A 24,190-nucleotide genomic window follows, 5' to 3' on the forward strand; every position below is an offset into this window, starting at 1 on the left:
TTCTTTTGTTCAAGAAACTCTTAATTGCAGGAATTTGCGCTGCCTTGCTCGTGGCTGCGGGTACAGGATTATGGGTCTGGCAGGGGCTAGGGTCCTTATCGAAGCCCGTTGCTATGGATGAGCCCGTACTATTTGATGTGCCGGCCGGCACAGCGTTCAGTGATGTTGCGAGGCAATTAAAAGCTCGCGGGTTGGTCGAAGATAGCTTGTGGGTTCGTGTGTTCGGTCGGCTGTATCCAGATCAAGCCAGAATAAAGGCGGGAGAGTATGAATTTATCGATGGCATGAGCGCTAGAGCCATGCTCGATAAAATGGTCACGGGTGACACCAAGCATTGGTCCGTTCAATTTATTGAAGGTTGGACGTTCCAGGACATGCGCGCAGCTTTGGCCACTACCGATCGCCTTAAGAAACTCACTACAGAATGGTCTGATGAGCAGATCATGGAAGCCGTTGGCGCGGAGGGTGAGCACCCGGAAGGCCGGTTTTTCCCGGACACTTACCTGTTTACCAGCAGTGAATCCGACCTTGATCTGCTCCGGCGTTCGTATCGGCGTATGGAGTCCGTTCTTGCTGAAGAGTGGGAAGGTCGGGCAGAAGGTCTTCCATACGATAGTGCCTATGAAGCCCTGATTATGGCTTCGATCGTAGAGCGGGAGACCGGCGCGCCCCATGAGCGAAATGAAGTAGCGGGTGTGTTCGTTCGCCGTCTTCAGAAAGGCATGCGTTTACAAACAGACCCTACTGTCATTTATGGAATGGGCGACAAGTATAAAGGCCGTATTGGCAGCCGTGATCTGCGTACTCACACGCCTTACAACACGTACCGTATTAATGGATTGCCGCCAACACCCATTGCTTTGCCAGGTCGTGAGGCCATACACGCATCCTTGCACCCGGGCTCCGGTTCGGCTCTTTATTTTGTGGCTCGCGGTGATGGTACCCACAAGTTTTCAAACACTTTAGCGGAGCATCAGAAGGCAGTTCGCGCGTTTCAGTTGAATCGTCGGTCGGATTACCGGTCTTCACCTGCTCCTGGCAAGGATGACAAAGAATGACAGTTCGTGGCCGGTTTATTACCTTCGAGGGAACTGAGGGGGTAGGGAAATCCACTCAGATAGCCACGGCTGCTGAAACCCTCAACGAACTCGGTATTGATTGCGTTGTGACCCGTGAGCCGGGCGGTACGCCCATGGCCGAAGCGATTCGTGAATTGCTTTTGGCGCCACGGGATGAGTCTGTGAACGAACTCACTGAGTTGTTGTTGATGTTCGCAGCCCGTGCGCAACACTTGCACACATTGATTCTTCCTGCATTGGAGAGAGGACAGTGGGTGCTTTGCGATCGCTTTACCGATGCGACCTTTGCCTACCAGGGCGGAGGGCGTGGTGTTCCAAGTGAACGGATTGCACTGCTGGAAAGCCTGGTGCAGGGTGATGTTCGCCCGGACCAGGTGGTCCTATTGGATGCGCCTGTTGAAACCGGTATGACCCGCGCGAGGAATCGAGGGCAGTTGGACCGTTTTGAGCAGGAGGCGGTGGCCTTTTTTCAGCGCATTCGTGATACCTATCTGGCTCGCGCCGAAGCGGCCCCGTCTCGCTACAGCATTGTGAATGCGGCAGACCCACTGGAGCAGGTTAGCGCCCATATCCGTGAACTTATGTGCAAGTTCCAATCAGATCTGCTTTAATTGAGTCACATTCTCAATTATAGGTTCCGGTCGCGTCTATGTTGGATGCCCGTCTACTCAAATTGCCCATAGCCGCTCACCAGCACCGCCATGAGCATCACCAGATCGTTATAGGTGTTCAGGGCGAGGCAGATTTGAGCGTTGACGGGACCGGATCTCATCTGGACACCTGGAAGGCCTGCCTCGTGCCCACAGAGGCCAGGCACGACTATTGCGGTGATCATCAGAATCACGTGATGGTCATCAATCTTGATCCATCAACGCCTGCTATTTCTACACCAAATCATGCTGACTATGAGCGCATGGTTCGTGTGTTTGAAAAGCCCCGTACCATTCAAATGGACAGACGGTTGCAGGGCCTGGTCCAGTTTGCGGCCGGCGAATTCGATCGGTCACCCGGAAATCAGGCAATGCAGGGTCATCTTGCGGCCAGTATTCTCTATTGTATGGCTGACAGAGTGGTTGATCAGAGAGTTCGGACGTCTCACCGCCACAGCCTGAACCCGGATGCCATGAACCGTTATATTCGGGCAAATCTGCATAAAAAAATCAGGGTGCAGGATCTCGCCAGTGAGGCTTGCTTGAGCGTAAGCCGTTTTCATGAGGTATTTCGTGAGGTGGTAGGAACTACACCGCACCAGTTTTTGTTGGAGGCTCGGCTGGATCAGGCCATGAAACTTTTAATTTCGACGCCGCTTTCTGTCTCGGAAATCAGTTATCGGGTTGGCTTCTCATCTCAGAGTGCGTTGACCAATGCACTGCGCAAACACAAAGGAACTACCCCTACAAAACTGCAAGTTCGTGATAACGTTGCCTGATTTTATCTGAAGTTGCGTCATTCCCGTAGAATTCGACAAAATTACCGTAGGATTTTGTAAGCGGATAATACGTAGTAATACTAGGCTGGTTGCGTCAAATCTCATGCTGAGAATCTGTTGCTTGGTTCGGTCGCAAAATGGCAATACTTAACTATAGTTAAGCCTGAGTGTGCGATACGTTGTTTCGCTCAGATTCGTAAGGCATACCCGTAAACAAGAAGAACGACACAGTTAGCTGGCGCTCTCGCCAAGGCTGTGCATAGCGAGCGGATATAATCCGACTCATTAAACCGGAGGAGTTCCATGGCTATTGGTGTTTGGATTAGTCTATTTGCTTATTTTGCGGTGATGATTGGCATCGGCCTTTTTGCGATGCGCACATCTACCTCTTCATCCGAAGATTACATGCTTGGCGGTAGGGGTCTGAGCCCCAAAGTAGCCGCTTTGTCTGCTGGCGCTTCCGATATGAGTGGCTGGTTGCTTCTGGGTCTTCCGGGGGCGATGTATGTGTCAGGCCTTGCTTCAGCGTGGATCGGCGTTGGTTTGTTTGTAGGTGCGTTTTTTAACTGGGTTCTTGTTGCTCCCAGGCTGCGATCACAAACAGTTCATTACGGTAACGCCCTGACTATTCCAGCTTTTCTAGCCAACCGTTTCCCCACTCAGGCGTTGCCACTACGAACTGTGGCGGCGATCGTTATCGTTGTGTTCTTCTCGGTTTATACAGCCTCTGGCCTGGTAGCCGGGGGCAAGCTCTTTGAAAGTGCATTTGCCGGAATATTCAACTTCGGCGGTATGGGTGATTACGGCGTGGGCATCGTCATAACGCTGGGTGTTGTACTTGCCTACACCGTGGTTGGCGGATTCCTGGCTGTGAGCATGACCGACTTTGTTCAGGGCTGCATCATGATGATTGCTCTGGTTCTCATGCCGGCCGTTGTGCTATTTGGCGAAGGCGGTGGCGGCTTTGCCCAGGCGACCGCTACGCTGAATGAGGTTGATCCCACCCTGCTATCCTGGACAGAGGGGCTTACCTTTGTTGGATGGCTCTCTGCAGTGACTTGGGGCTTGGGCTACTTTGGCCAGCCGCACATCATCGTTCGCTTCATGGCAATCCGTTCAGTGAAAGAAGTACCGACTGCCCGTAATATCGGCATGTCCTGGATGGCGATTTCCTTGATTGGTGCGATTGGTCTCGGTATTTTCGGTCGCGCCTATGCAGTGCGTAATGGCATGCAAATTGACGATCCCGAAACGATTTTTATCATTCTCGCAGACTTGCTGTTCCACCCGCTAATTACAGGCTTCCTGTATGCAGCCTTGCTGGCGGCGGTAATGAGCACCATCTCCAGCCAGCTGCTGGTAGCATCTTCTTCACTGACTGAAGACTTTTACCGCTTGTTCCTGCGCAAAGAAGCAGGTGACCGCGAGTGTGTAAACGTTGGTCGTGTGTGCGTAGTGCTTGTTGGTCTGGTCGCAGCGGTTATCGCATCTGACCCAACCTCCAACGTGCTGAGCCTGGTTGGTAACGCCTGGGCAGGCTTCGGTTCGGCATTTGGGCCTCTGATCATTCTCGCACTCATGTGGCCGCGCACGAATGGTGCTGGCGCACTGGCGGGTATGATCGCAGGTGCCGGTACGGCAATGATCTGGGTATCCTTGGGCTGGAATGGTGAGTTCATGGGAGGCCCCGGTGTTTATGAAATCATGCCGGGCTTTGCAGCCTCTTTCATTGCAATCATAGTGGTTAGTCTTATCACTTCCGATGCCAATGAATATCAGGCAGAGCAGTACAGCTAACCGCGAGTGCGGTGATGCGTTATAAGTTAGTAAGAAAGGGCTCCTGCGGGGGCCCTTTTTTATGGCCTGTTTAGCTGTATGGACTGGTAGATCCAGTGGAGTGCAACTATCTTTAGTTAGTTACACTTCTATGATTGGGCAAAAACAATGATAAAAAGGGAGCTATCCATGAGTAAGCGCAGGGTTTTTAAATACGCCGCGGGGCTGCTGACAGCTGCCGCAGTCTCTCTTTCCAGCGGTGTACAGGCGGAGGGCAATTACGTGATGGGTACCGCCACAACGGGCGGTACCTATTATCCGGTGGGCGTTGCTATTTCAACGCTGATCAAAGTTAAGCTGGAGCCTTCGACCAACATATCGGTTTCAGCCATCAGTTCAGCAGGCTCTGCTGAGAACCTGAAGCTTATGGACGAAAATCAGATCCAGTTCGGCATTCTTCAGGGGCTATATGGAGCTTACGCCTGGAACGGCACAGGGCCGGTTAACAAGCCGTATAAAAATTTGCGCTCGGTATCAATGCTTTGGCAGAACGTGGAGCACTTCGTAGTAACCAAGGGCATCGCCAAAACCGGCACAATTGACGATATGAAAAATCTGTATGGGGAAAGCTTCTCCATTGGTGCCAGAAACTCAGGAACCGAGGGTTCCGGTCGCTTTATTTTGGGCAAGGTTGGCATTGATCTGGAAAAGGTAAACCTAGCATATCAAGGCTATGGACCCAGTGCGGATGCTCTGCAGAATGGTAATATTGATGGCATGAATATTCCGGCGGGTGTGCCAGCGGCGGCAGTAACAAGAGCCTATGCCAATATGGGTGACAAGATTACCACCCTTAACTTTACGCCAGATCAGGTTGCCAAGGTCAACAGTGATTTTGAGCTGTGGACGCCTTATACCATCCCGGCAGGAACCTACCCCAAGCAGGCCGAGGATATTAATACCATTGCGCAGCCCAATATCCTGGCAGTTCGAGATGATGTCTCGGAGAGCGATGTCTATGAAATCACGAAAACCATCTACGAGAACCTTCCGTTCTTGAACAACATACATCAGGCAACGAAAGCGATGGCGCTGGAGAAAGCCATAGCAGGTCTGCCAATGCCGCTCCATCCCGGGGCTGCCCGTTTCTATCAAGAGCAGGGCTTGACCATTCCTGAACGCCTGCTGGCGAAGTAATGGTGACAGCTAAAGCAGAAGGCGAGCCCGTAATTGCGGTTCGGGATGAAAGTGCCAGCGAGGCGAGCGAGCGAGTAGATCACTGGTTGTTAGGGCCAGTGATCTTCTGGCTCGCGATCGCTACTGCGCTGGTTCATCTGTATTTCAACACTTTTTCGACGCTCTCTGAGCTGTGGAGCTCAGCTCTGCACTTTGGTCTTTTCGGGCTGATCTGTACGCTAACCACCCCCATGTTCAAGGCTCAAACGGTTGGTGGGCAGAGGCTAGCGCTTGGTGTAGATGTGATGCTCGGGCTTGCTGCACTTGCCTGTGCTTTTTATCTGATTTTCTTTGAGGATGCTCTGTATCAGCGCGGGTTCAATTTCTCTACCGGGGACTGGGTTTTCTCCATCGCATCCGTGGCGTTGGTACTGGAATTGGCACGTCGCACAGTAGGCTGGTTTATTCCCGTGCTGTGTATTGTGGCTCTGACCTATGTGGCTTGGTGGGGCCAATACGTTGACGGCATCTTTAATTTCCCCGGGCTTTCCTGGGAGACAGTTCTGTATCGCTCATATATCGGTGGTCAGGGAATGCTGGGTTCCATCGCACGTATTTCATGGACCTACGTATTCATGTTCATTCTGTTCGGTGCCTTTCTCGTGAAATCCGGAGCCGGGGACTTTATCATCGAACTGGCGCGCTGTGCCGCAGGGCGTTTCGTGGGCGGTCCCGGATTTGTGGCGGTGTTTGCCTCCGGCCTAATGGGGTCGGTCTCGGGATCCAGCGTAGCCAATACGGTTTCTACCGGTGTTATTACCATCCCCTTGATGCGAAAAGCGGGCTTTCCCGCACGCTTTGCTGCCGGCGTTGAAGCCGCCGCTTCAACCGGGGGGCAATTGATGCCTCCAGTGATGGGTGCGGGTGCTTTTATCATGGCTTCCTACACTCAAGTTTCCTACCTCACCATCATTGGTGTAGCAGCACTCCCAGCGCTTCTCTATTTCATCTCGGTGGCCATGTTTGTGCGCATCGAGGCCAAACGCAGCCATGCTGACAAGCTGGAAGATGAAGCTGCGCCCTCGCTAAAGGACGTGCTGAAGGGCGGTTGGCACTTTTTGCTGCCACTGGTCGTTCTTGTAGCCGCGCTTATTTACGGGTTTACGCCAACCTACGCTGCGGGGATAGCCATTGTGTCTGTTATTGCTGCGTCATGGCTATCGAAGAACCCAATGGGGGTAAGAGATATACTCGACGCTCTGGCGATGGGGACGCGAAACATTACGACCACAGCGATCCTGCTGATTACCGTCGGGCTTATTGTGATGGTGGTGTCTACCACGGGCATAGGTAATACGTTTTCGCTGATGATTACCGATTGGGCCGGGGGAAGCCTGCTGATCACCATTTTTCTGGTGGCGCTGGCCTCGCTGATTTTGGGAATGGGGCTGCCCGTAACGGCGGCGTATATTGTTCTTGCGACACTTTCAGCACCTGCGATTTACAACCTGATCGCGCAAAGCCAGTTGTTGGAGTTGATGGTAAATGGCAATCTTCCCGAGCAGGCCAAAGCCATCTTCATGCTCGCAGCACCGGATAAACTGTCGTTATTGGATGGCCCCATGGATGCCACTACCGCGCAACAGATGCTCGCATTGGTGCCGGATACCTTCAGTAGCCAACTCCTTGAGCAGGCGTTATCGCCGGAATCACTTTCCATGCTGCTGGTGGCTGCGCATATGGTCATCTTCTGGCTTTCCCAGGATTCCAACGTGACACCTCCGGTTTGCCTTACAGCTTTTGCTGCTGCAGCTATTGCCGGAACCCCACAGATGCGCACCGGGTTTACTGCCTGGAAACTGGCGAAAGGGCTTTATATAGTGCCGCTTCTGTTTGCCTACTCGCCACTGATTACCGGCGATTTTACTGAAATGATCCAGGTGTTCTGTTTTGCGTTATTCGGTATCTACGCCATCATCGCGGGTCTCGAAGGTTACTTGGAGCACAAGCTTAACCTGCTGGTTCGAGCGTTGATGTTTCCCCTTGGCGCCTTGATGCTTTGGCCCCATGGGCAGCTACTGATTGATGGGGCAGGGCTAATTATATTTATTGCTGTTCTGGTGTGGAGCAGTCGTTGTGGCAAACGTCTCAGTGGAGCTCGCTCGGGGAATAACGCAGGAAGCGCGAACGCTGCATGAGCATTACAGACGTTATAGCATTGCTGGCGCTAGGCGGCATTGCCGGATTCATCAATGTACTTTCAGCAGGTGGGTCAATGCTTACGCTGCCACTGTTGATGTTTCTTGGGCTTCCGCCTCAGGTTGCAAACGGTACCAACCGAGTTGCAATTATTCTGCAAAGCACCACCGCTGTGGCAGGCTTCCGGCGCCTGGGCCACGGTAATCTCCGTGTTAGCTTGCACCTTGCAGTGCCAGCAGTTCTTGGCTCGTTACTGGGAGCCTGGGTAGCGACATGGGTGCCAGACGCTGTATTCGAATGGGTGCTGATTCTTGCCATGATTTTCGCTTCGGCATTCATGCTGTTGCCTCAGCCCCACCTGGAAACCAGTCCGCTGACTGTAAACAGGCTTGGCCCGGTGATTTATATCGCCATGTTTCTGATTGGCGTGTATGGCGGCTTTATTCAGGTGGGCGTGGGCGCTCTGTTTATAGTGGTTTTGTATCGATTGCTGCGCATTGATCTACGCCAGGTCAATGTTTTCAAGGTGTCTATTATTCTGCTTTACACGGTTCCTGCATTGTTGATTTTCGCCCTTAATGGGCAAGTACGCTGGGGGATGGGATTGGTTCTGGCGCTTGGCAATATTACCGGAGCATTTGTCGCCGTTAAGGTAAACCTGAGCAATGAAGGCGCTAAATGGGTGAAGTGGATAACCCTTGTGATGGCAGCCGCGATTCTTATTCGGTTGATTGTTTACTGACCACATCCTGACAGTAGGAGATATGGCAATGAAGGCGATGGTTATCGAGGAGTTTGGCGGCCCTGAGGTGTTTGTCGAGCGGGAAGTGAAGACGCTTGAGCCGTCGACTGGGCAGGTTCGAATCAAAGTGGTGGCTTCCAGTGTTAATCCTATTGAAACCAAAATACGCTCAGGGGTTGTAAAAGCTGGACCTGAGATGCCGGCAATCCTGAACGGTGATGTGTCTGGTGTTATAGACAAGATTGGCCCGGGAGTGTCCTTTTTTGCTGTGGGTGATGAGGTTTTTGGGTGCGCAGGTGGAACTAAGGGCTGGCCTGGCGCACTCGCAGACTTCATGGTGGCCGATGCCCGGTTACTCGCAAAGCGCACGCCAGCTATGAAATTGCCTCTGGCTGAGTGTGCTGCAGTACCGCTAGTATTTTTGACTGCTTGGACAGCCCTTGTTGAACGAGCGCAAATCCAGGCTGGCGAGCATGTGCTGATTCATGCTGGCACGGGTGGGGTGGGGCATGTTGCCATTCAGATCGCCAAGCACTTTGGGGCGCGAGTGGCTACAACTGTATCTACCCCAGAAAAAGCTGCGTTGGCAAAGAAGCTGGGTGCTGACGACATTATTCTTTATCGTGAAGAGTCTGTAGAGGGTTACAAGCAGCGGTTGACTCAGGGGCGGGGTTTCAGCCTGGTCTTCGATACTGTGGGTAAAGAGAACGTGGATCGGGCAATCGAGGCAACTGCTATTTCGGGGCGTCTCTGTTCCATTAATACTCGCTCCACCCATGATCTGAGCCTGATGCATGCCAAAGGCCTGACGCTACATGTGATTTTTCGTTCTATTCCCTTGCTGCATGGAATTGGAATGGATGATCAGCCGCGCCTTGTTTCCGCCATGAGCGATATGCTGGAACAGGGAGCGCTACAGCCGTTGCTCGACAAGGAGCGGTACTCGTTTACCAATGTGGGTGATGCCCATCGTCGTCTTGAATCCGGGCTCGCCATAGGCAAGATACTCCTGCTGCGATAACCCGCGTTGCTTTTCAGCATCCACAAATAAAACGCCAACCCGAAGGTTGGCGTTTTCGTAGATCTAAACCTTGAAGCTTAATGCTTAGGCGACAGTCGCTTCAGCAGCCTTCTTGGTGTAGTTCTCCATCTGATCGAAGTTCAGATACTTGTAGATCTCAGCAGACATGCTGTCCAGATCCTTGGCGTATTCCATGTACTCCTCAGGAGAGGGGAGTTTGCCCAGGATAGCGCCCACAGCAGCCAGTTCCGCAGAGGTCAGGTACACGTTGGCACCATCACCCAGACGGTTCGGGAAGTTACGGGTGGAGGTAGACAGAACGGTAGACTTGGGAGCTACACGCGCCTGGTTACCCATGCACAGGGAGCAGCCCGGCATCTCGGTGCGAACACCGGCGGTGCCGTAGATGTTGAAGTAACCTTCTTCCATCAACTGCGCCTGGTCCATCTTGGTAGGTGGAGACATCCACAGACGGGTGTTCAGGCCGCCTTTGTGTTGCTCAAGCAATTTACCAGCGGCACGGAAGTGGCCGATGTTGGTCATGCAAGAACCGATGAACACTTCGTCTACCTTATCGCCAGCCACTTCAGACAGGAACCTGGCATCGTCAGGATCGTTCGGGCAGCAAACGATTGGCTCTTTGATGTCAGCCAGATCGATTTCAACTACGTGTGAGTACTCAGCATCTTTGTCAGCACGCATCAGCTTGGGATCAGCCAGCCATGCTTCCATCTGCTGGGCACGACGCTCCAGAGTACGGGCATCGCCGTAACCTTCAGCAATCATCCAGCGCAGCATGGTGATGTTAGAGCGCAGGTACTCGGCAACAGACTCTTCAGACAGGTTGATAGTACAACCAGCAGCAGAGCGTTCAGCAGAAGCGTCGGACAGTTCGAAGGCTTGCTCTACCGTCAGGTGCTCAAGACCTTCGATTTCCAGGATACGACCAGAGAATTCGTTGATCTTGCCTTTCTTCTCAACAGTGAGCATGCCTTGCTTGATGCCGTACAGCGGAATAGCGTGTACCAGATCGCGCAGGGTGATACCTGGCTGCATTTCGCCTTTGAAGCGAACCAGAACAGACTCAGGCATATCCAGTGGCATAACACCGGTAGCCGCAGCAAACGCAACCAGACCAGAACCGGCCGGGAAGGAGATGCCCATCGGGAAACGGGTGTGAGAGTCACCACCGGTACCCACAGTGTCAGGCAGCAGCATGCGGTTCAGCCAGGAGTGGATGATACCGTCGCCTGGGCGCAGGGATACACCACCGCGGTTGCGGATAAAGTCCGGCATCGTGTGCTGCATTTCAACGTCAACCGGCTTTGGGTAAGCCGCAGTGTGACAGAAAGACTGCATAACCAGATCAGCCTGGAAGCCCAGGCAAGCCAGATCCTTCAGTTCGTCACGGGTCATAGGACCAGTGGTGTCCTGAGAGCCTACAGTGGTCATGTGAGGCTCGCAGTAGGTGCCTGGGCGAACGCCTTGGCCTTCTTCCAGTCCACAAGCCTTACCAACCATCTTCTGACCCAGGGTGAAGCCCTTGGTGCCAGCAGCGGGATCGTTTGGCAGACGGAACAGATCAGTGGCGCCCAGACCCAGAGCTGTGCGCGCCTTGGCTGTCAAACCACGGCCAATGATCAGAGGGATACGGCCGCCAGCCTGAACTTCGTCCAGAATAACATCAGACTTGAAACCGAATTCGGAAATGGTCTCGCCAGCCTCGTTCAGAATCTTGCCTTCGTATGGGCGGATTTCGATTACGTCGCCCATGTTCATGTTGTCTACGGGGGCTTCGAATACCAACGCGCCAGCATCTTCCATGGTGTTGAAGAAGATGGGGGCAACCTTGTTACCGATACACACACCGCCGGCACGCTTGTTTGGTACGCCCGGGATGTCGTCACCGAAGAACCAAAGCACAGAGTTGGTGGCAGACTTACGTGAGGAGCCAGTACCAACCACGTCGCCAACAAAAGCAACAGGGAAGCCTTTGGCTTTGATTTCATCAATCTGGCTCATTGGGCCAGTTACGCCGGGCTCTTCCGGCTTCAGGCCGTCGCGTTCCATTTTATAGGCAGCGCGGGCGTGCAGCGGGATGTCCGGGCGGGACCATGCATCCGGAGCCGGGGACAGGTCGTCGGTGTTGGTTTCACCGGTAACCTTGAACACCACCATCTTGGTGCTTTCGGCAACCTTGTTTTTCTTGGTGAACCACTCGGCATTGGCCCAGGATTCAACAACAGACTTGGCAATAGCGTTGCCAGCGTCCATTTTGTCTTTCACGTCGTTGAACGCGTCGAACATCAGCAGGGTATGCTTCAGTTGCTCGCCAGCCAGTTCGGCCAGTTCGCTGTCGTCGAGCAGGTCTACCAGAGTTTCAATGTTGTAGCCGCCTTGCATCATTCCCAGCAGTTGAACAGCTTTAGGCTTGTCCAGCAAAGGAGAGGTAGCTTCGTTTTTAACAATGGCGGTCAGGAACGCTGCTTTCACGTAAGCGGCTTCATCTACACCCGGTGGAATACGGTTTTCCAGCAGGTCAACCAGAGTGTTTTCTTCGCCAGCAGGCGGGTTTTTCAACAACTCAACCAGCGCTGCAGTTTGTTCTGCGTTCAGCGGCTTGGGAGGAATATTCAGAGCCGCACGTTCTGCAACGTGTTCACGGTAGGCTTCTAACACGATTTGAACCCTCATCAGTTGGTATGTCCCGCGCCTTTAGCACACGCCTGGCGGGAGTTTTATGGCGGATGGACTTTAAGTTGGCGCTGTATTCTATAGGAAAGCACCTATAAAGTTAAGCTGGCCAGAGGTCGGAGAACACGGATAGCTGCGCTATAATCGCCCATCCTTTGAATTGACGCTGTTGATTACCATGACCCAGAAAACTGATTCTATAACCAAAGCCTTGCAAGATATTCACGATTTTCTGCCTTGTGCTACGCCCAAGCAGTGGATTGATAACGCTTTAGCCAATCAGGACCTGATGTTGATCGATCACGCACATTGCGAGAAAAAAGCTGCATCGACGGCACTGAGCTTGATGTACCGCTATGTTGATAACAGCGACTTGCTCAACAAAATGTCGCGGCTGGCCAGGGAAGAATTGCGTCATTTCGAACAGGTTTTGGCCATTATTGATAAGCGCGGGATCCCATACTGCCATCTTACCCCTGCGCGCTATGCTGCCGGCTTGCGTAAAGAAGTGCGCACCGACGATCCGGGGCGACTGGTAGATGTAATGCTTGTGGGTGCCATCATCGAAGCCCGCTCATGCGAGCGCTTTGCGGCATTGGTTCCGTTTCTTGATGATGAGCTTGCGGATTTCTATGGCAGCCTGCTCAAGTCAGAAGCGCGACACTATCGAGATTACCTGGCGCTGGCCGTGCAGGCCAATAAGGGGCCTGTTGATGAGCGGCTTGCGGATTTCATCGCCATTGAAAAACAACTCATTCTGGAACCGGATACTGATTTCCGATTCCATAGTGGCCCTGTAGCCTGAGCCTCAGGTTAGGGCTCGGCACAGCTTGATCCAGGCATCAATACCCGCACTGCGGTACTTCTGCTTGTGCAGGATAAAGTAGAACTGTCGTTCAAAACTACGGTGTTGAGGCGCTTTCAGAGCTACCAGGCTGCCGCGCTTGATGGCATCTTCCAGAACCACTTCCGACAGGCACCCTATACCCAGGTCGGCCTCCACCGCGCGTTTGATCGCTTCTGTGTGCTCCAGCTCCAACAGTACGTTCATGTCGGGTAGTAGGCCATGCATGCCGCGTTCGAAGCTTTGTCTGGTTCCGGAGCCTTGCTCTCTCATAATCCAGGTGGCGCCTCGTAGATCCTCGTCTGTCAGAGTTTCTTTCTTGGCGAGTGGGTGGGTTGGTGAGCAGAACACAACCAATTGGTCTCCGCGCCATGGCAAAACTTCAAGCTCGGAAGATTGCAGCTCGCCTTCGATAAGCCCTATATCCAGCTCGAAATCCTTGACTCTCCGCACGATGGTGCTGGTGTTGGCTACTTCCAGCGCTACCCGGGGCCGGGTAGGGGTATTCATGTATTGGGCCATAACGCCAACGGCCAGATAGTTACCTATAGTTAAGGTGGCTCCGACTTTAAGGGCGCCTATTTCAGAGTTTTTGCTGAAGGCTTGTTCCAGCTCTGTTGCCTGGGCGAGGACAGCTTCCACCTTGGGTCGGTAGAGACGCCCAAGTTCATTCAGTTGCAGGCGTTTGCCAACACGGTCGAACAGCTGGATGTCGAACTGGTTTTCCAGTTCTTTAAGCGCACTGCTGGCGGCAGATTGCGACATTGCCAGCGATTCCGCTGCCCGGGTAATGTTCTGAAAGTGTGCGGCAGCCAGGAAGACTTCAAGTTGCCTGAAACTGTATTTCATACAAAACGCTCTAAATCGATGAAACCGAATAGGGTTATGGGAATATCCCATTTCATCGATAGGTTAATGGTGGGTTAGACTTTAGGCAATTCATATTTTCAATATTCTCCGCCGATAATGAATCGAACGGGTGAGGGGCTTCAATGAGTAACTTGATAAAAGAAACGGTAACCAGCGTTCATCACTGGAACGATACTTTGTTTAGCTTCAAGACCAGCCGCGACCCCGGGTTTCGGTTCAAGAATGGTCACTTTGTGATGATTGGTCTGGAGTCTGAAGGCAAGCCTTTAATGCGCGCCTACAGCATTGCCAGTGCAAACTACGAAGAAGAGTTGGAATTTTTCTCAATCAAGGTCCAGGACGGCCCGTTGACATCCCGCCTGCAGAAAATTCAGGTGGGTGATGAGATTCTGGTCAGTCGTAAGCCCACTGGAACCTTGGTTCTGGATAACCTTCTGCCGGGTAAAAATCTCTGGTTGATCAGCACGGGTACCGGGCTGGCGCCATTCATGAGCATCATAAAAGATCCTGAGATTTATGAGGCGTTTGATAAGGTCATCTTGACCCATGGTGTGAGATATATTTCAGAGCTTGCCTATCAGCAAGAAATTGAAGAGTTGCCAGAAAACGAGTTCTTCGGCGAGATGGTGAAAGGGAAGCTTGAGTACTACCCGACGGTTACCCGGGAGCCGTTCCGCAATGAAGGCAGACTGACACGAGCCATGCAGAGCGGCAAGATCACCGGTGATTTTGGTTTGCCTGATCTGAACCTTGAAGATGATCGATTCATGATCTGCGGTAGCCCAAGCATGCTTAAAGACACATGCTCCATCCTTGATGAAATGGGCTTCAAGGAAGCTCGGGGTGGCGATTTGGGTCACTACGTGATTGAAAGGGCGTTTGTGGAGAAGTAGGGCCGCGCTCGTTAAGCTCAGTGTGCAAGCAGGACGGAAGCGAAATTTCCGTCCTGCTTGATTTCAAGAAAAACGTGCCTACACGCAGAGGCACATATTTGGATCGTTTAACTAGATCGCGAAGCCACCCAGTTTGGTTTCCAGATATTCTTCAATACCTTCCTGAGCACCTTCCCGACCAAGCCCGCTATTTTTCATGCCGCCGAATGGGGCCGCTGCACTGGTTGGGTTGATGTCGTTAATGCCAATAATGCCGAAATCCAGAGCTTCAAATGCGCGCATCGCTGTCGTCATGTTGTTGCTGTAGATGTAAGCCGCTAGCCCAAACTCGGTGTCGTTGGCCATGGCAATCACATCGTCGTCGGAGCGATAGGTGATAACAGGAGCGACCGGGCCAAAGGTTTCTTCCCGGTAGATTTTCATTGCCGGCGTTACGCCGGAGAGCACGGTTGGAGCGTAGAAATAGCCGTTTGAAAGGCCGTTTTCTGCTAAACGTTGCCCACCGGTTTCCAACGTAGCGCCTTGAGCAATTGCATCTTGAACCTGCGCATCGACCTTCTGAATGGCCTGCTCATTGATCAACGGGCCGATACCAACGCCTTCGGACATACCATTACCGGCTACCAGGCGAGTGGCCCGACTGGTTAGTTCCGCAATAAACGGCTTCAGGTGGTCTTCGTGTACAAATATCCGGTTAGGGCTAATGCAAGCCTGACCGGTGTTAAGAAACTTAACCAGAGACAGGCCTTTCGCTGCGTGTACTGGATCGGCATCGGGGAACACAATGGCGGGTGCATGTCCGCCAAGCTCCATAGACACTCGCTTCATGTTGGCTGCCGCCAGCGCGTTCAACTTTTTGCCAACGGGAGTGGAGCCGGTGAACGTCAGTTTTCGGACTCTTGGATCAGTACAAAAAGCATCGCCTACCCGCTCTGGATCCCGCACTGTGAGCATATTGATAACTCCTGCGGGAAAGCCTGCTTCTGCGAAGATCTCGATCATGGCCTTAGCGCACAAGGGCGTGCTTTCAGCGGGTTTCAGTATTACCGTGCAGCCGGCAGCTAATGCAGGTGCCAGCTTGCGCGTAATCATGGAAATCGGGTAGTTCCAGGGCGTTATTGCGCCGACCACACCCACGGGCGATTTCTGGACAATAAAGCGCTGATTTTCACGGGCGGAAGGAATGCTCTGCCCGTATACACGCTTGGCTTCTTCAGCGAACCACAGCAGGAAATCTGCGCCGTACTGTACTTCGTTGAGTGATGCTTTCAGGGGTTTTCCCTGTTCGCGGGTCATCAATTCAGCCAGCTCACGCTTTTGCCGAATCATCAGCTCCCAGGCCCGGTAAAGCAGTTGGGAACGGTAATGAGCCGTGGTTTTCTTCCATTCTTTAAAGGCACAGTCTGCGGCCGCGATGGCGGCCTCAATGTCTTGGTCTGTGCAGTTGGGCACTTGCCCGATGATCTCGCCCGTTGCCGGGTTGGTGACCGAGAGCTCAGAACGCCCGGTTAACCATTCACCGTTTATGTACATGAGGCTTTACCTTCTGACTGGCATTAAAATTCAATCTCTGGAAGCGCCATTATGGCATCGTCACCAGATCGTATCGCGCTCAGATGTGATGAACAACGCGGTAAGATGTGGTCAATAAAAAAGCTGGTTGTCGTCAGCTTGTTGGCTGCAAATGTGCTCTGGTCAGTCAGATCATTTGCCGCAGCGATAGCTGCTTTTAGCATCAACCAGCCTGCCGTTACTGTGGAGCTCAACATAAGGTAGTCGAATGCAACGGCACCGGTGAATTGGTCGTCATTACCCCGCTCAAGAACCACGCGCGTCGCATCCTCAAGGAAGGCGACTGCCTGGTCAAATTTTGCTTGGCGCTCTGCGGTTAACACACAATTGCTTTGCAGTGAACCAGTGAATGGGCGCATGTCTTCAATCAGTTCAGCCATTGCCTGACCCTGATCGCGAACGGTTTTCCGACCAATCAGGTCCAGTGCCTGAATGCCATTAGTACCTTCATAAATCGGCAGAATGCGGGCGTCACGATAGTGCTGTGCAGCGCCCGTCTCTTCGATAAATCCCATGCCGCCATAGCATTGGATGCCCAAAGAGGTAACTTCCTGGGCGATTTCTGTGCACCAGCCCTTCACCAGAGGTGTGAGCAGGTCTACTCGGCGCTTATAACGAGCCCTGATGTCGTCTGGCAGGTTCTCCGCATTGGCGTAATCGACGGCCACGCAGCCGGTGTAGGCGAGACCGCGCGCAGCTTCGGTCAATGTTTTCATGATCATCAGCATTCGGCGTACGTCCGGGTGCTTGATGATAGGTGACACGCCTTGTTCGCCGGGAGCCGTGCCTTGAGTGCGCTCCAAGGTATAATCCCGGGCCTGCTGATATGCGCGCTCGGAAATGGACACGCCTTGCAAACCAACGGTCAGGCGGGCGTTATTCATCATTGTGAACATGCAGGCCAAACCACGATTTTCCTCGCCCACCAGATAGCCAATGGCACCCTCATTGTCGCCATAACTCATGACGCAGGTTGGGCTGGCGTGGATGCCGAGCTTATGTTCCAGCGAGACCGCCTGGCAGTCGTTTCGCTCCCCGGGCTCACCGGAAGCATCCGGGAGATATTTGGGTACGGCAAACAGTGAGATGCCCTTTACCCCCGGAGGGGCATCAGGCAAGCGAGCGAGCACAAGGTGGATAATATTCTCCGCCATGTCGTGCTCACCCCAGGTGATGAAAATCTTTTGACCCTTTATCCGGTATACATCGCCATCCGGACGGGCTTGAGTGCGAATGCCTGATAGGTCTGAACCAGACTGCGGTTCGGTAAGATTCATGGTTCCGGTCCATTGTCCGGAAATCATTTTCGGCAGTAACAGCTGTTTAAGCTGATCGCTGCCCTTCTCGGAAAGCGCTTCAACCGCTCCTTGAGACAACAGCGGACAGAGCCCCCAGGCCATGTTCGCGGCATGCCACATTTCCTGAACAGGAATGGCCAGTGAGAAAGGCAGGCCTTGGCCACCAAACTCCGGGTCAAACTGCAGGCTAGCCCAGCCACTTTCCGCATACTGCTGGTATGCGTCTCGGAAGCCGGCAGGCGTGACCACATTGAGGTCAGGATCCAGACGTACACCGGTTTGGTCTCCGATGACGTTGGTTGGTGCGATGACGGAACTTGCAAAGCGAGCGGCTTCTTCAAGAATGGCGGCGACGACATCCTCGGATGCGTCTTCATAACCGCACGCTTTGGCCATTTCTGAAAACCCTGCGACCTGCTGCAGGGTGAACATCATCTCACGGGTGGGTGCTCTGAACGCTGTCATGGTTTACTCCCTTAGCTCATGTACTGGCCGCCGTTGACCGACATATTGGTGCCGGTCACGAAGCTTGCTTCGTCCGCTGTGAGATAGACGACGGCTCTGGCAATGTCTTCAGGCTTGCCAAGGTGGCCAACAGGGATGCCCGCAACAATGTTGTTCAGCACTTTTTCAGGTACCTGGCGCACCATGGGGGTGTCGATGTAGCCAGGGGATACCGAGTTTGCAGTTACGCCTTTGCGAGCGCCTTCCTGAGCAATGGATTTGGTGAATCCATAAATGCCTGCTTTGGTGGCGGCATAGTTGCTTTGGCCAAACTGGCCTTTCTCGCCGTTGAGCGACGAAATGTTAACGATGCGGCCAAAACCACGCTCGCACATGTTTTCGAACACTTGCTGGCACATGTTGAACATGGAAGTCAGGTTCACATTGATAACCTGATTCCACTGTTCTGGCTGCATTCTCTTCAGCGGTGCGTCGTTGGTGATACCGGCGTTGTTGACCAGAATGTCGATGGGCCCCAGATCCTGCTCTACAGCGGCAGTAAATGCTTTACAGGCTTCAAAGTCGGTTACGTCGAGCGGGTAGATAGCCACGTCAACACCCTCTTCACGAAGGCTGGCCTGCCAGTCTTTTGCTTGTGCTGTGAACTCTTCACCGGGTAGGTGAGTGCCCACCACTTTCCGGCCCTGAGCGGCCAGTGCCTTACACATGGCGGTACCCAGGCCACCGGCTGCTCCGGTAATAACTGCGATACGATTAGTCATGGTGTTCTCCTTACGTTTCAGGGTGGTTTATTTCAAAAGTTTCTTGATATTGGATGACAGGGAAATGGTTCCCTCTGAGGTGTACTGGTTACTGCGATGTACGATTTTTGGAAGCTCGTACAGATAGTTCACCATCAACCCGGCTGATTGCTTTAGGCCTTTGTCCGATGTGTCTGCCATCCAGTTGAGCCGCGCGAGTTGCGCACCATTGCTCAAATGGAAGTTTGCGACCGGATCGTTTGCACGGGATGTGCCGGGCTTGGTTGAGCTTAGATAGGTCGCAGCAAGTTTCATGATGGCTTCTTGCTGGGTGCCAGTGGCATCCCCCTGACTAGCGAGCACGGGATCACGTGGCGGCGGTGTGTTGAGCCATTGTTCCCCCCCAGGTAACTGCATGAGCTGGTCGGCTGACGTGCTGTCCAACCAGCGGCGGAAGCCGGGGATGGGTGACAGGGTGGCAAACTGCTTAAGCTGAGGGAACTCCACTTGCAGCTTGCTGACCACTTGTTTGATCAGGAAATTACCGAAGCTGATGCCCGCTAAGCCTTGTTGGGCGTTAGAAATCGAGTAGAAAATGGCGGTATCGGCTTTATCAATGTCCTCTGTTGGCGCGTGCTCGTCCAGAAGTCTTTGAACATTGTCGGCAAGGCCATTCACCAAAGCCACCTCCACAAAAATCAGTGGTTCGTCTGGCATGTTCGGGTGGATAAAAGCGAAGCAGCGGCGGTCGAAGTCCAGTCGGTTCTTGAGGTCGCTCCAACTCTTGATGGCGTGCACTGCTTCATAGGCGATCAACTTTTCGAGCATGGCACCACTGGAGTTCCAGCTGATCTCTTCCAACTGCAACAAACCGATGTCGAACCACGTGGCGAGCAGGTCACGAAGATCCGTTTCCAATGGCTTCAGCTGTGGATAATCTTTGCGCAGGCGAAGCAGTTCCTCTCGCATATCCACCAGGAATTTCACCCCGGAAGGTACGCCGTTGAACTGCTTCAGCAGTGCCGTTCGGCTGGGTATCAAAGCCTTGCGTAAGGACTGGGCGGCTTCTGTTTTCTCGTTGTGCTTGGCGTTGTGCCATTGATCGATAGCGCTCTCGACGGACGCCTCGTTAACGCCGTAATGCTCTGCAAGCAATCCCAGGAAGCGTGTCCTTCCGGTCGTAGTCAGCTTCAGATAGGCGCGGCCCAACAAGGCTGCCCGCTTGCGAGCTTCTACCTGACCGCCATTCTCAGAGAGGCAATCGTCTATCCACTCCTTAACGATTGCGATGTCAGATTCCGGGAGGTCTTCCGCAACGCTCAGGATGTCTGAGCCACGACGGCCTACGGATTCCAGTCCACCTGAAACCAGCTTCTTGAAGGCCCTTTCAAAAATGCTTACGGGTTGCCTCTGCATGACTGCGACTCCCTTGGTGCAAAGCGGGGTTGTTTGGATTGATGAGAGAAGGCTACCAGAGCATTTTGAAAAAACCAAGTAAAAGTACTTGGTTTGATGGATATAAACCAGTAGTGTAGTCAGTGAATGGATCAACATGAGGAAGCACAATGCAAGAATTACACGGGTACTATCTTGAAGATCTGGAAATTGGAATGGAGGCGTTCTACGCCAAGACTATTACTGAAGCAGATGTGGTTTTGTTCGCGGGCATCAGTGGTGACGACAATCCGGTACATATTAATGCGGAGTACGCGAAGACTACGCCGTTTAAAGAGCGGATTGTTCATGGCATGTTCAGTGCAGCGCTGATTTCAGCTGTATTGGGTACGCGTATGCCAGGCCCTGGGGCGATCTATATAGATCAGCAGATTAGATTTAAAGCACCGGTTCACATTGGCGATACGGTGGTTGCGTCTGCAAAAGTTATCGAGATTAACGAAGAGCGTCGCCGAGTAAAGTTGGAAACCATCTGCAAGGTGGGTGATAAGGTTGTTGCGGAAGGTGTCGCCACCAACATGGTTGATCGCCGCCCTGCGTAAGTCTGGAGACTATTATGTTAATGGATATAGAGAAGTCCATCGTTGCGGTTATTGATGTTCAGGCCCGACTATTGGGTGGAGTGCATGAAGCCGATAAACTGGTGAATAACTGCAGTTGGTTGGTTCGTCTGGCAAAGCTGATGGATGTGCCAGTAGTCGGATCGGAGCAATACCCGGATGGGCTGGGGCCCACGGAGGAAGGTTTGCGTGAATTGGTGGGCCCGGCCAATATATACGGCAAAGCTCACTTTTCCTGCATTGACGACCCCGGGTTCGAAAAGGCATTCCAGGCGCATGATCGAAAACAGGTTGTCCTGTGCGGCATGGAGTCTCAAGCCTGCGTGATGCAGTCGGCGATCAGGCTGCTGGAGAAGGGGTTGGACGTATTTGTGGTGGCTGATGCTATTTCAGCGCGTAACTCATACGACACCGAAGTAGCACTGCGTCGGATGGAGCAGGCCGGTGCCAGAATTGTCACAAAAGAAATGGTCGGGTTCGAGTGGATACGACGTTCTGATGCGGCTCAATTCAAGGCTTTCAGCAAAGAGTTCCTGCGCTAGTAAGTCACGGGGTCCTGATGCCTTGTGGCTAAGGGCCCCGGAGACCGTCAGAATAGGGTCCGACCAGGCAACCCGAGTTCAGAGAACCCGTTTCCCATGAAAAATCGCACCCCGGAAGAGGGGCTTACCGCCCTGACCGACGACGCTGAGCGCAACCGCTTGCTGGCGGAAATGGCTGAGCAGTCTACCGATATGATTTCCCGGCACACACCGAAGGATTGGCTGTTTATCTATGCGTCTCCGGCGGTTACGCATTTGCTGGGCTATACGGTCGAAGAAATTGTTGGTATCTCGGCTTACGATCTCTACCATCCAGACGATGTTGAAGACTTCCGGTTGCGGGCACCCACGGTGAGTTATGACCGGGGTTTGTACACCCATACTTATCGCTTTCGCTGTAAAGATGGACACTACATCTGGTTGGAAAGTACCAGCCGGACCATTCGAGACCCGGAGACCAATGATATCCGGGAAATCCTTGTGGTGTCTCGGGATGCAACCCATCGAATCATGGCAGATAAAGCAAGCCGGCGTTTGGCGCGGGTGCTGGAGAGCACTCAGGACCTGGTTATATTTGCCAATCTGGATTTTACCGTTTCGCACCTGAACGAAGCCGCCCGGAAAGCTCTTGAAATGGAGTGCATGGAATACAGCTCGTTCCCGCTCTCGAGGCTTGTGACTGAGAAAGGCCTGGCCACCTTGATGGAAGAAGGCTTTCCGGCAGCAAAGGAAACAGGGAGTTGGCGTGGAGAGCTAACGATGCAAAACCTGAACGCATCTCGCATACCGGTCCTGCTCGAGCTCTTGGCTCACCGCTCCTTGCATGGGGATATTGAGTATTTCTCACTGGTCGCTCACGATCTCACCGAGAAAAAAGCAGCCGAAGACCAACTCAAGCAGTATCAGGCCGAAATTGATCATGCCAGCCGGCTGGTCACTATGGGTGAACTGGCATCGAGCCTGGCCCATGAGTTGAACCAGCCACTCTCCGCTATGGTGAATTATCTCCGGGGCATTGAACGGCGTTTTGCGGACAAGCCCACTCTCGCGTGGAGCGATGTGGAACTGCCGATTACTCGAAGCATCCGGACGGCGTTGAGAGCAGGTGAGATCATCCATCGGATGATGGATTTCACGAGAAGGCAGGAGCCAGTCGTTACTCGCCTCAATTTACGGGATTTGATCGGGGAGATGATCAACTTCTGCGAGAGTACGGCGGAAAGGCACAATGTGTCCGTAGTTTTTGAGCCCGACTTGAATTTGCCAGACGTTAAAGGTGATCGGGTGCAGTTGGAACAGGTAGTGTTGAACCTGATCGTGAATGCTGTGGAGGCGAGTGGTTCTGCTGATCGTGACGACGCTGCCATTGTGCGAGTCAGAGTTGTACCTCATGAGAGTGGGCAATTAAGAGTAGAAGTTGAGGATCAGGGGCGGGGGATTTCCGAGGTAGATATGTCTCGTCTTTTTGATCGCTTTTTCTCAACCAAGGAAACTGGGCTAGGAATGGGGCTGGCCATAAGCCGTTCATTGGTAGAGAATCTTGGTGGCGAGCTTTGGGCAGAAAACCTCCCTACGGGCGGCGCACGTTTTTCATTTACTCTCAATATTACTGACTGATAATTCATGACCTCTAAAAACGACGCACAAACAGTTTTCGTTATTGATGACGACACGGACGTGAGAGATTCATTGAAGTGGTTGCTTGAGTCTGTAGGTCTCAATGTTCAAACCTACGAGAATGCGATGGCGTTCTTTGAAGCTTTCGATACCGGCGCGAGTGGCTGTATCGTGATGGATGTGCGAATGCCAGGATTGAGCGGCATTAACGCTCAGAAAAAGCTGCCGGAATACAATATTGAGCTGCCGGTGATCATGATTTCGGCCCACGGTAATGTCGATATGGCGGTGACGGCCCTGACTCAGGGTGCCATTACATTTATCGAAAAGCCATTTGATGACCAAACCCTGATCGATCATGTGCATAACGCATTGGAAAGAGATCGGAGCCGGTCTGTTCATCGTCGCTCACAGTCTCGTATACGGGACTGTTATGAACGATTGACCCGGAGAGAGCGCCAAGTACTGGAGTTGATCGTTAAGGGGTTGTCTAACCAGGAGGCAGCAGACGAACTCGGTATTAACAGGAAAACAGTTGAAGGCCACCGGGCCAATATGACCGCAAAGATGAAAGTAGATTCGTTTGCGGAACTGGTACAGGTAGCCATCGCGCTAGGATTGGTACAGGGTATTACAAGCTTGTAAATCCAACTGCACAACGGGTCAAAGCCGAGCGAGGTTTTCTCTTGCAGCGTCCGGTAACCTGATCGGTCTTTGGGTGTTATCGTCAACGCAAACAATCACCGTTTCAGCGGTCGCGCAACACACCCCATCTTGAAAGATGCCCTGATATAGCTGTATCGAGCTGTTGCCAACATGCGTGACGGCCGTTCCAATATCTACGGTTCCTGGCCAGTGAATTTCAGCGCTCAGTTGCAAATTCAGATTGACGATTACGAAGGAGGTACCAGGTGAAGTGAGTGGTGCTTCCGAATCGTAGATCAGCTCAACTCGCCCCGTTTCAATAAACGTTGAAAATACCGCATTGTTCACATGTCCCTGTCGATCCGTGTCTGCATAGCGCAGTTTGTCGTAGGTGCGATGCGGAAACTGTTCCAGAGTCCAATCTTTAGTCGCGTCAGCTGCCATTTTCGGTTCCCCCTTTCGTCTGGGCTAAAGGAGTCGGAGCATTGCGCACGGCAGTATGTATGTCAAATTGTCCGTCCCTTCCTGGCGCGTAAGCCAGCTTTAGCATGGGTGCGTCATGCCGCTCCCCGT

At 52.9% G+C, this 24,190-nt stretch carries 21 protein-coding genes; 14 read left to right on the top strand and 7 right to left on the bottom strand.

Annotated features, from left to right (window positions below; all coding sequences use genetic code 11):
• Positions 1 to 5 precede the first annotated feature (5 nt).
• From mltG to RG807_RS00870, 8 genes are all read left to right on the top strand, one after another.
• Positions 6 to 1,058 (top strand): endolytic transglycosylase MltG, encoded by a 1,053-nt coding sequence (gene mltG / locus RG807_RS00835; protein WP_309043154.1) that lies wholly within the window; start codon positions 6 to 8, stop codon positions 1,056 to 1,058.
• Entirely contained in the window at positions 1,055 to 1,690 is a 636-nt protein-coding gene (tmk, locus tag RG807_RS00840; RefSeq protein WP_309043155.1) for a dTMP kinase, read from the top strand. Before mltG ends, tmk begins: the two co-directional genes overlap by 4 nt.
• A gap of 38 nt (positions 1,691 to 1,728) precedes the next feature.
• Entirely contained in the window at positions 1,729 to 2,508 is a 780-nt protein-coding gene (locus RG807_RS00845; RefSeq protein WP_309043156.1) for a helix-turn-helix transcriptional regulator, read from the top strand.
• 303 nt (positions 2,509 to 2,811) lie between these two features.
• Positions 2,812 to 4,305: a sodium/proline symporter PutP gene (gene putP / locus RG807_RS00850; protein WP_298447821.1), complete on the top strand. Its 1,494-nt coding sequence runs from the start codon at positions 2,812 to 2,814 to the stop codon at positions 4,303 to 4,305.
• A 168-nt stretch (positions 4,306 to 4,473) separates the two neighbouring features.
• Positions 4,474 to 5,481, top strand: a complete 1,008-nt coding sequence (locus tag RG807_RS00855; RefSeq protein ID WP_309043157.1) for a TAXI family TRAP transporter solute-binding subunit — start codon at positions 4,474 to 4,476, stop codon at positions 5,479 to 5,481.
• Positions 5,481 to 7,658: a TRAP transporter permease gene (locus RG807_RS00860; RefSeq protein WP_309043158.1), complete on the top strand. Its 2,178-nt coding sequence runs from the start codon at positions 5,481 to 5,483 to the stop codon at positions 7,656 to 7,658. Before RG807_RS00855 ends, RG807_RS00860 begins: the two co-directional genes overlap by 1 nt.
• Positions 7,655 to 8,401, top strand: coding sequence for a sulfite exporter TauE/SafE family protein (locus RG807_RS00865; RefSeq protein WP_309043159.1), 747 nt, complete (start codon positions 7,655 to 7,657; stop codon positions 8,399 to 8,401). The genes RG807_RS00860 and RG807_RS00865 overlap by 4 nt, the downstream gene beginning before the upstream one ends.
• Before the next feature lie 28 nt (positions 8,402 to 8,429).
• Complete coding sequence (locus RG807_RS00870; protein WP_309043160.1) at positions 8,430 to 9,422, top strand: zinc-dependent alcohol dehydrogenase family protein; 993 nt, start codon at positions 8,430 to 8,432, stop codon at positions 9,420 to 9,422.
• An 84-nt stretch (positions 9,423 to 9,506) separates the two neighbouring features.
• Here the strand turns inward: RG807_RS00870 and RG807_RS00875 are convergent, their stop codons facing one another.
• A complete protein-coding gene (locus tag RG807_RS00875) occupies positions 9,507 to 12,101 on the bottom strand; it encodes a bifunctional aconitate hydratase 2/2-methylisocitrate dehydratase (RefSeq protein WP_309043479.1) in 2,595 nt (864 codons plus the stop codon).
• 193 nt (positions 12,102 to 12,294) lie between these two features.
• Between RG807_RS00875 and RG807_RS00880 the strand changes: the two genes are divergently transcribed.
• Positions 12,295 to 12,921 carry a MiaE family protein gene (locus RG807_RS00880; protein ID WP_309043161.1) on the top strand — a complete coding sequence of 209 codons (627 nt, stop codon included), beginning with the start codon at positions 12,295 to 12,297 and terminating at the stop codon, positions 12,919 to 12,921.
• Positions 12,922 to 12,924: 3 nt separating this feature from the next.
• Here the strand turns inward: RG807_RS00880 and RG807_RS00885 are convergent, their stop codons facing one another.
• On the bottom strand, positions 12,925 to 13,809 hold the full coding sequence (locus tag RG807_RS00885; RefSeq protein WP_309043162.1) for a LysR family transcriptional regulator: 885 nt from the start codon (positions 13,807 to 13,809) through the stop codon (positions 12,925 to 12,927).
• A gap of 143 nt (positions 13,810 to 13,952) precedes the next feature.
• On the opposite strand from RG807_RS00885, the gene RG807_RS00890 reads away from it, so the two are divergent.
• On the top strand, positions 13,953 to 14,723 hold the full coding sequence (locus tag RG807_RS00890) for a ferredoxin--NADP reductase (RefSeq protein WP_309043163.1): 771 nt from the start codon (positions 13,953 to 13,955) through the stop codon (positions 14,721 to 14,723).
• 111 nt (positions 14,724 to 14,834) lie between these two features.
• Here RG807_RS00890 and RG807_RS00895 read toward each other — a convergent pair whose 3' ends face one another.
• The 4 genes from RG807_RS00895 to RG807_RS00910 are packed head-to-tail and all read right to left on the bottom strand — an operon-like array spanning position 14,835 to position 20,214.
• Complete coding sequence (locus RG807_RS00895; RefSeq protein WP_309043164.1) at positions 14,835 to 16,256, bottom strand: NAD-dependent succinate-semialdehyde dehydrogenase; 1,422 nt, start codon at positions 16,254 to 16,256, stop codon at positions 14,835 to 14,837.
• Positions 16,257 to 16,279: 23 nt separating this feature from the next.
• Positions 16,280 to 18,058, bottom strand: a complete 1,779-nt coding sequence (locus RG807_RS00900; protein ID WP_309043165.1) for an acyl-CoA dehydrogenase family protein — start codon at positions 18,056 to 18,058, stop codon at positions 16,280 to 16,282.
• A gap of 11 nt (positions 18,059 to 18,069) precedes the next feature.
• Positions 18,070 to 18,819 (bottom strand): acetoacetyl-CoA reductase, encoded by a 750-nt coding sequence (phbB, locus tag RG807_RS00905; RefSeq protein ID WP_216009263.1) that lies wholly within the window; start codon positions 18,817 to 18,819, stop codon positions 18,070 to 18,072.
• Positions 18,820 to 18,846: 27 nt separating this feature from the next.
• A complete protein-coding gene (locus RG807_RS00910; protein ID WP_309043166.1) occupies positions 18,847 to 20,214 on the bottom strand; it encodes a malonyl-CoA decarboxylase in 1,368 nt (455 codons plus the stop codon).
• A 149-nt stretch (positions 20,215 to 20,363) separates the two neighbouring features.
• Between RG807_RS00910 and RG807_RS00915 the strand changes: the two genes are divergently transcribed.
• The 4 genes from RG807_RS00915 (at position 20,364) to RG807_RS00930 (ending at position 23,617) form a co-directional block, all read left to right on the top strand.
• Positions 20,364 to 20,795 carry a MaoC family dehydratase gene (locus RG807_RS00915; protein ID WP_309043167.1) on the top strand — a complete coding sequence of 144 codons (432 nt, stop codon included), beginning with the start codon at positions 20,364 to 20,366 and terminating at the stop codon, positions 20,793 to 20,795.
• Between the two features lie 14 nt (positions 20,796 to 20,809).
• Complete coding sequence (locus tag RG807_RS00920; protein WP_309043168.1) at positions 20,810 to 21,355, top strand: hydrolase; 546 nt, start codon at positions 20,810 to 20,812, stop codon at positions 21,353 to 21,355.
• A 96-nt stretch (positions 21,356 to 21,451) separates the two neighbouring features.
• Complete coding sequence (locus RG807_RS00925; RefSeq protein WP_309043170.1) at positions 21,452 to 22,972, top strand: PAS domain-containing sensor histidine kinase; 1,521 nt, start codon at positions 21,452 to 21,454, stop codon at positions 22,970 to 22,972.
• Between the two features lie 6 nt (positions 22,973 to 22,978).
• A complete protein-coding gene (locus RG807_RS00930) occupies positions 22,979 to 23,617 on the top strand; it encodes a response regulator transcription factor (protein ID WP_247115033.1) in 639 nt (212 codons plus the stop codon).
• Between the two features lie 18 nt (positions 23,618 to 23,635).
• On the opposite strand, the gene RG807_RS00935 is transcribed toward RG807_RS00930, so the two are convergent.
• Positions 23,636 to 24,061: an acyl-CoA thioesterase gene (locus tag RG807_RS00935; protein ID WP_309043171.1), complete on the bottom strand. Its 426-nt coding sequence runs from the start codon at positions 24,059 to 24,061 to the stop codon at positions 23,636 to 23,638.
• Positions 24,062 to 24,190 lie beyond the last annotated feature (129 nt).

This window comes from Marinobacter sediminicola, from assembly GCF_031157525.1.
In the GTDB taxonomy this organism is placed as follows: Bacteria; Pseudomonadota; Gammaproteobacteria; order Pseudomonadales; family Oleiphilaceae; genus Marinobacter; species Marinobacter sediminicola.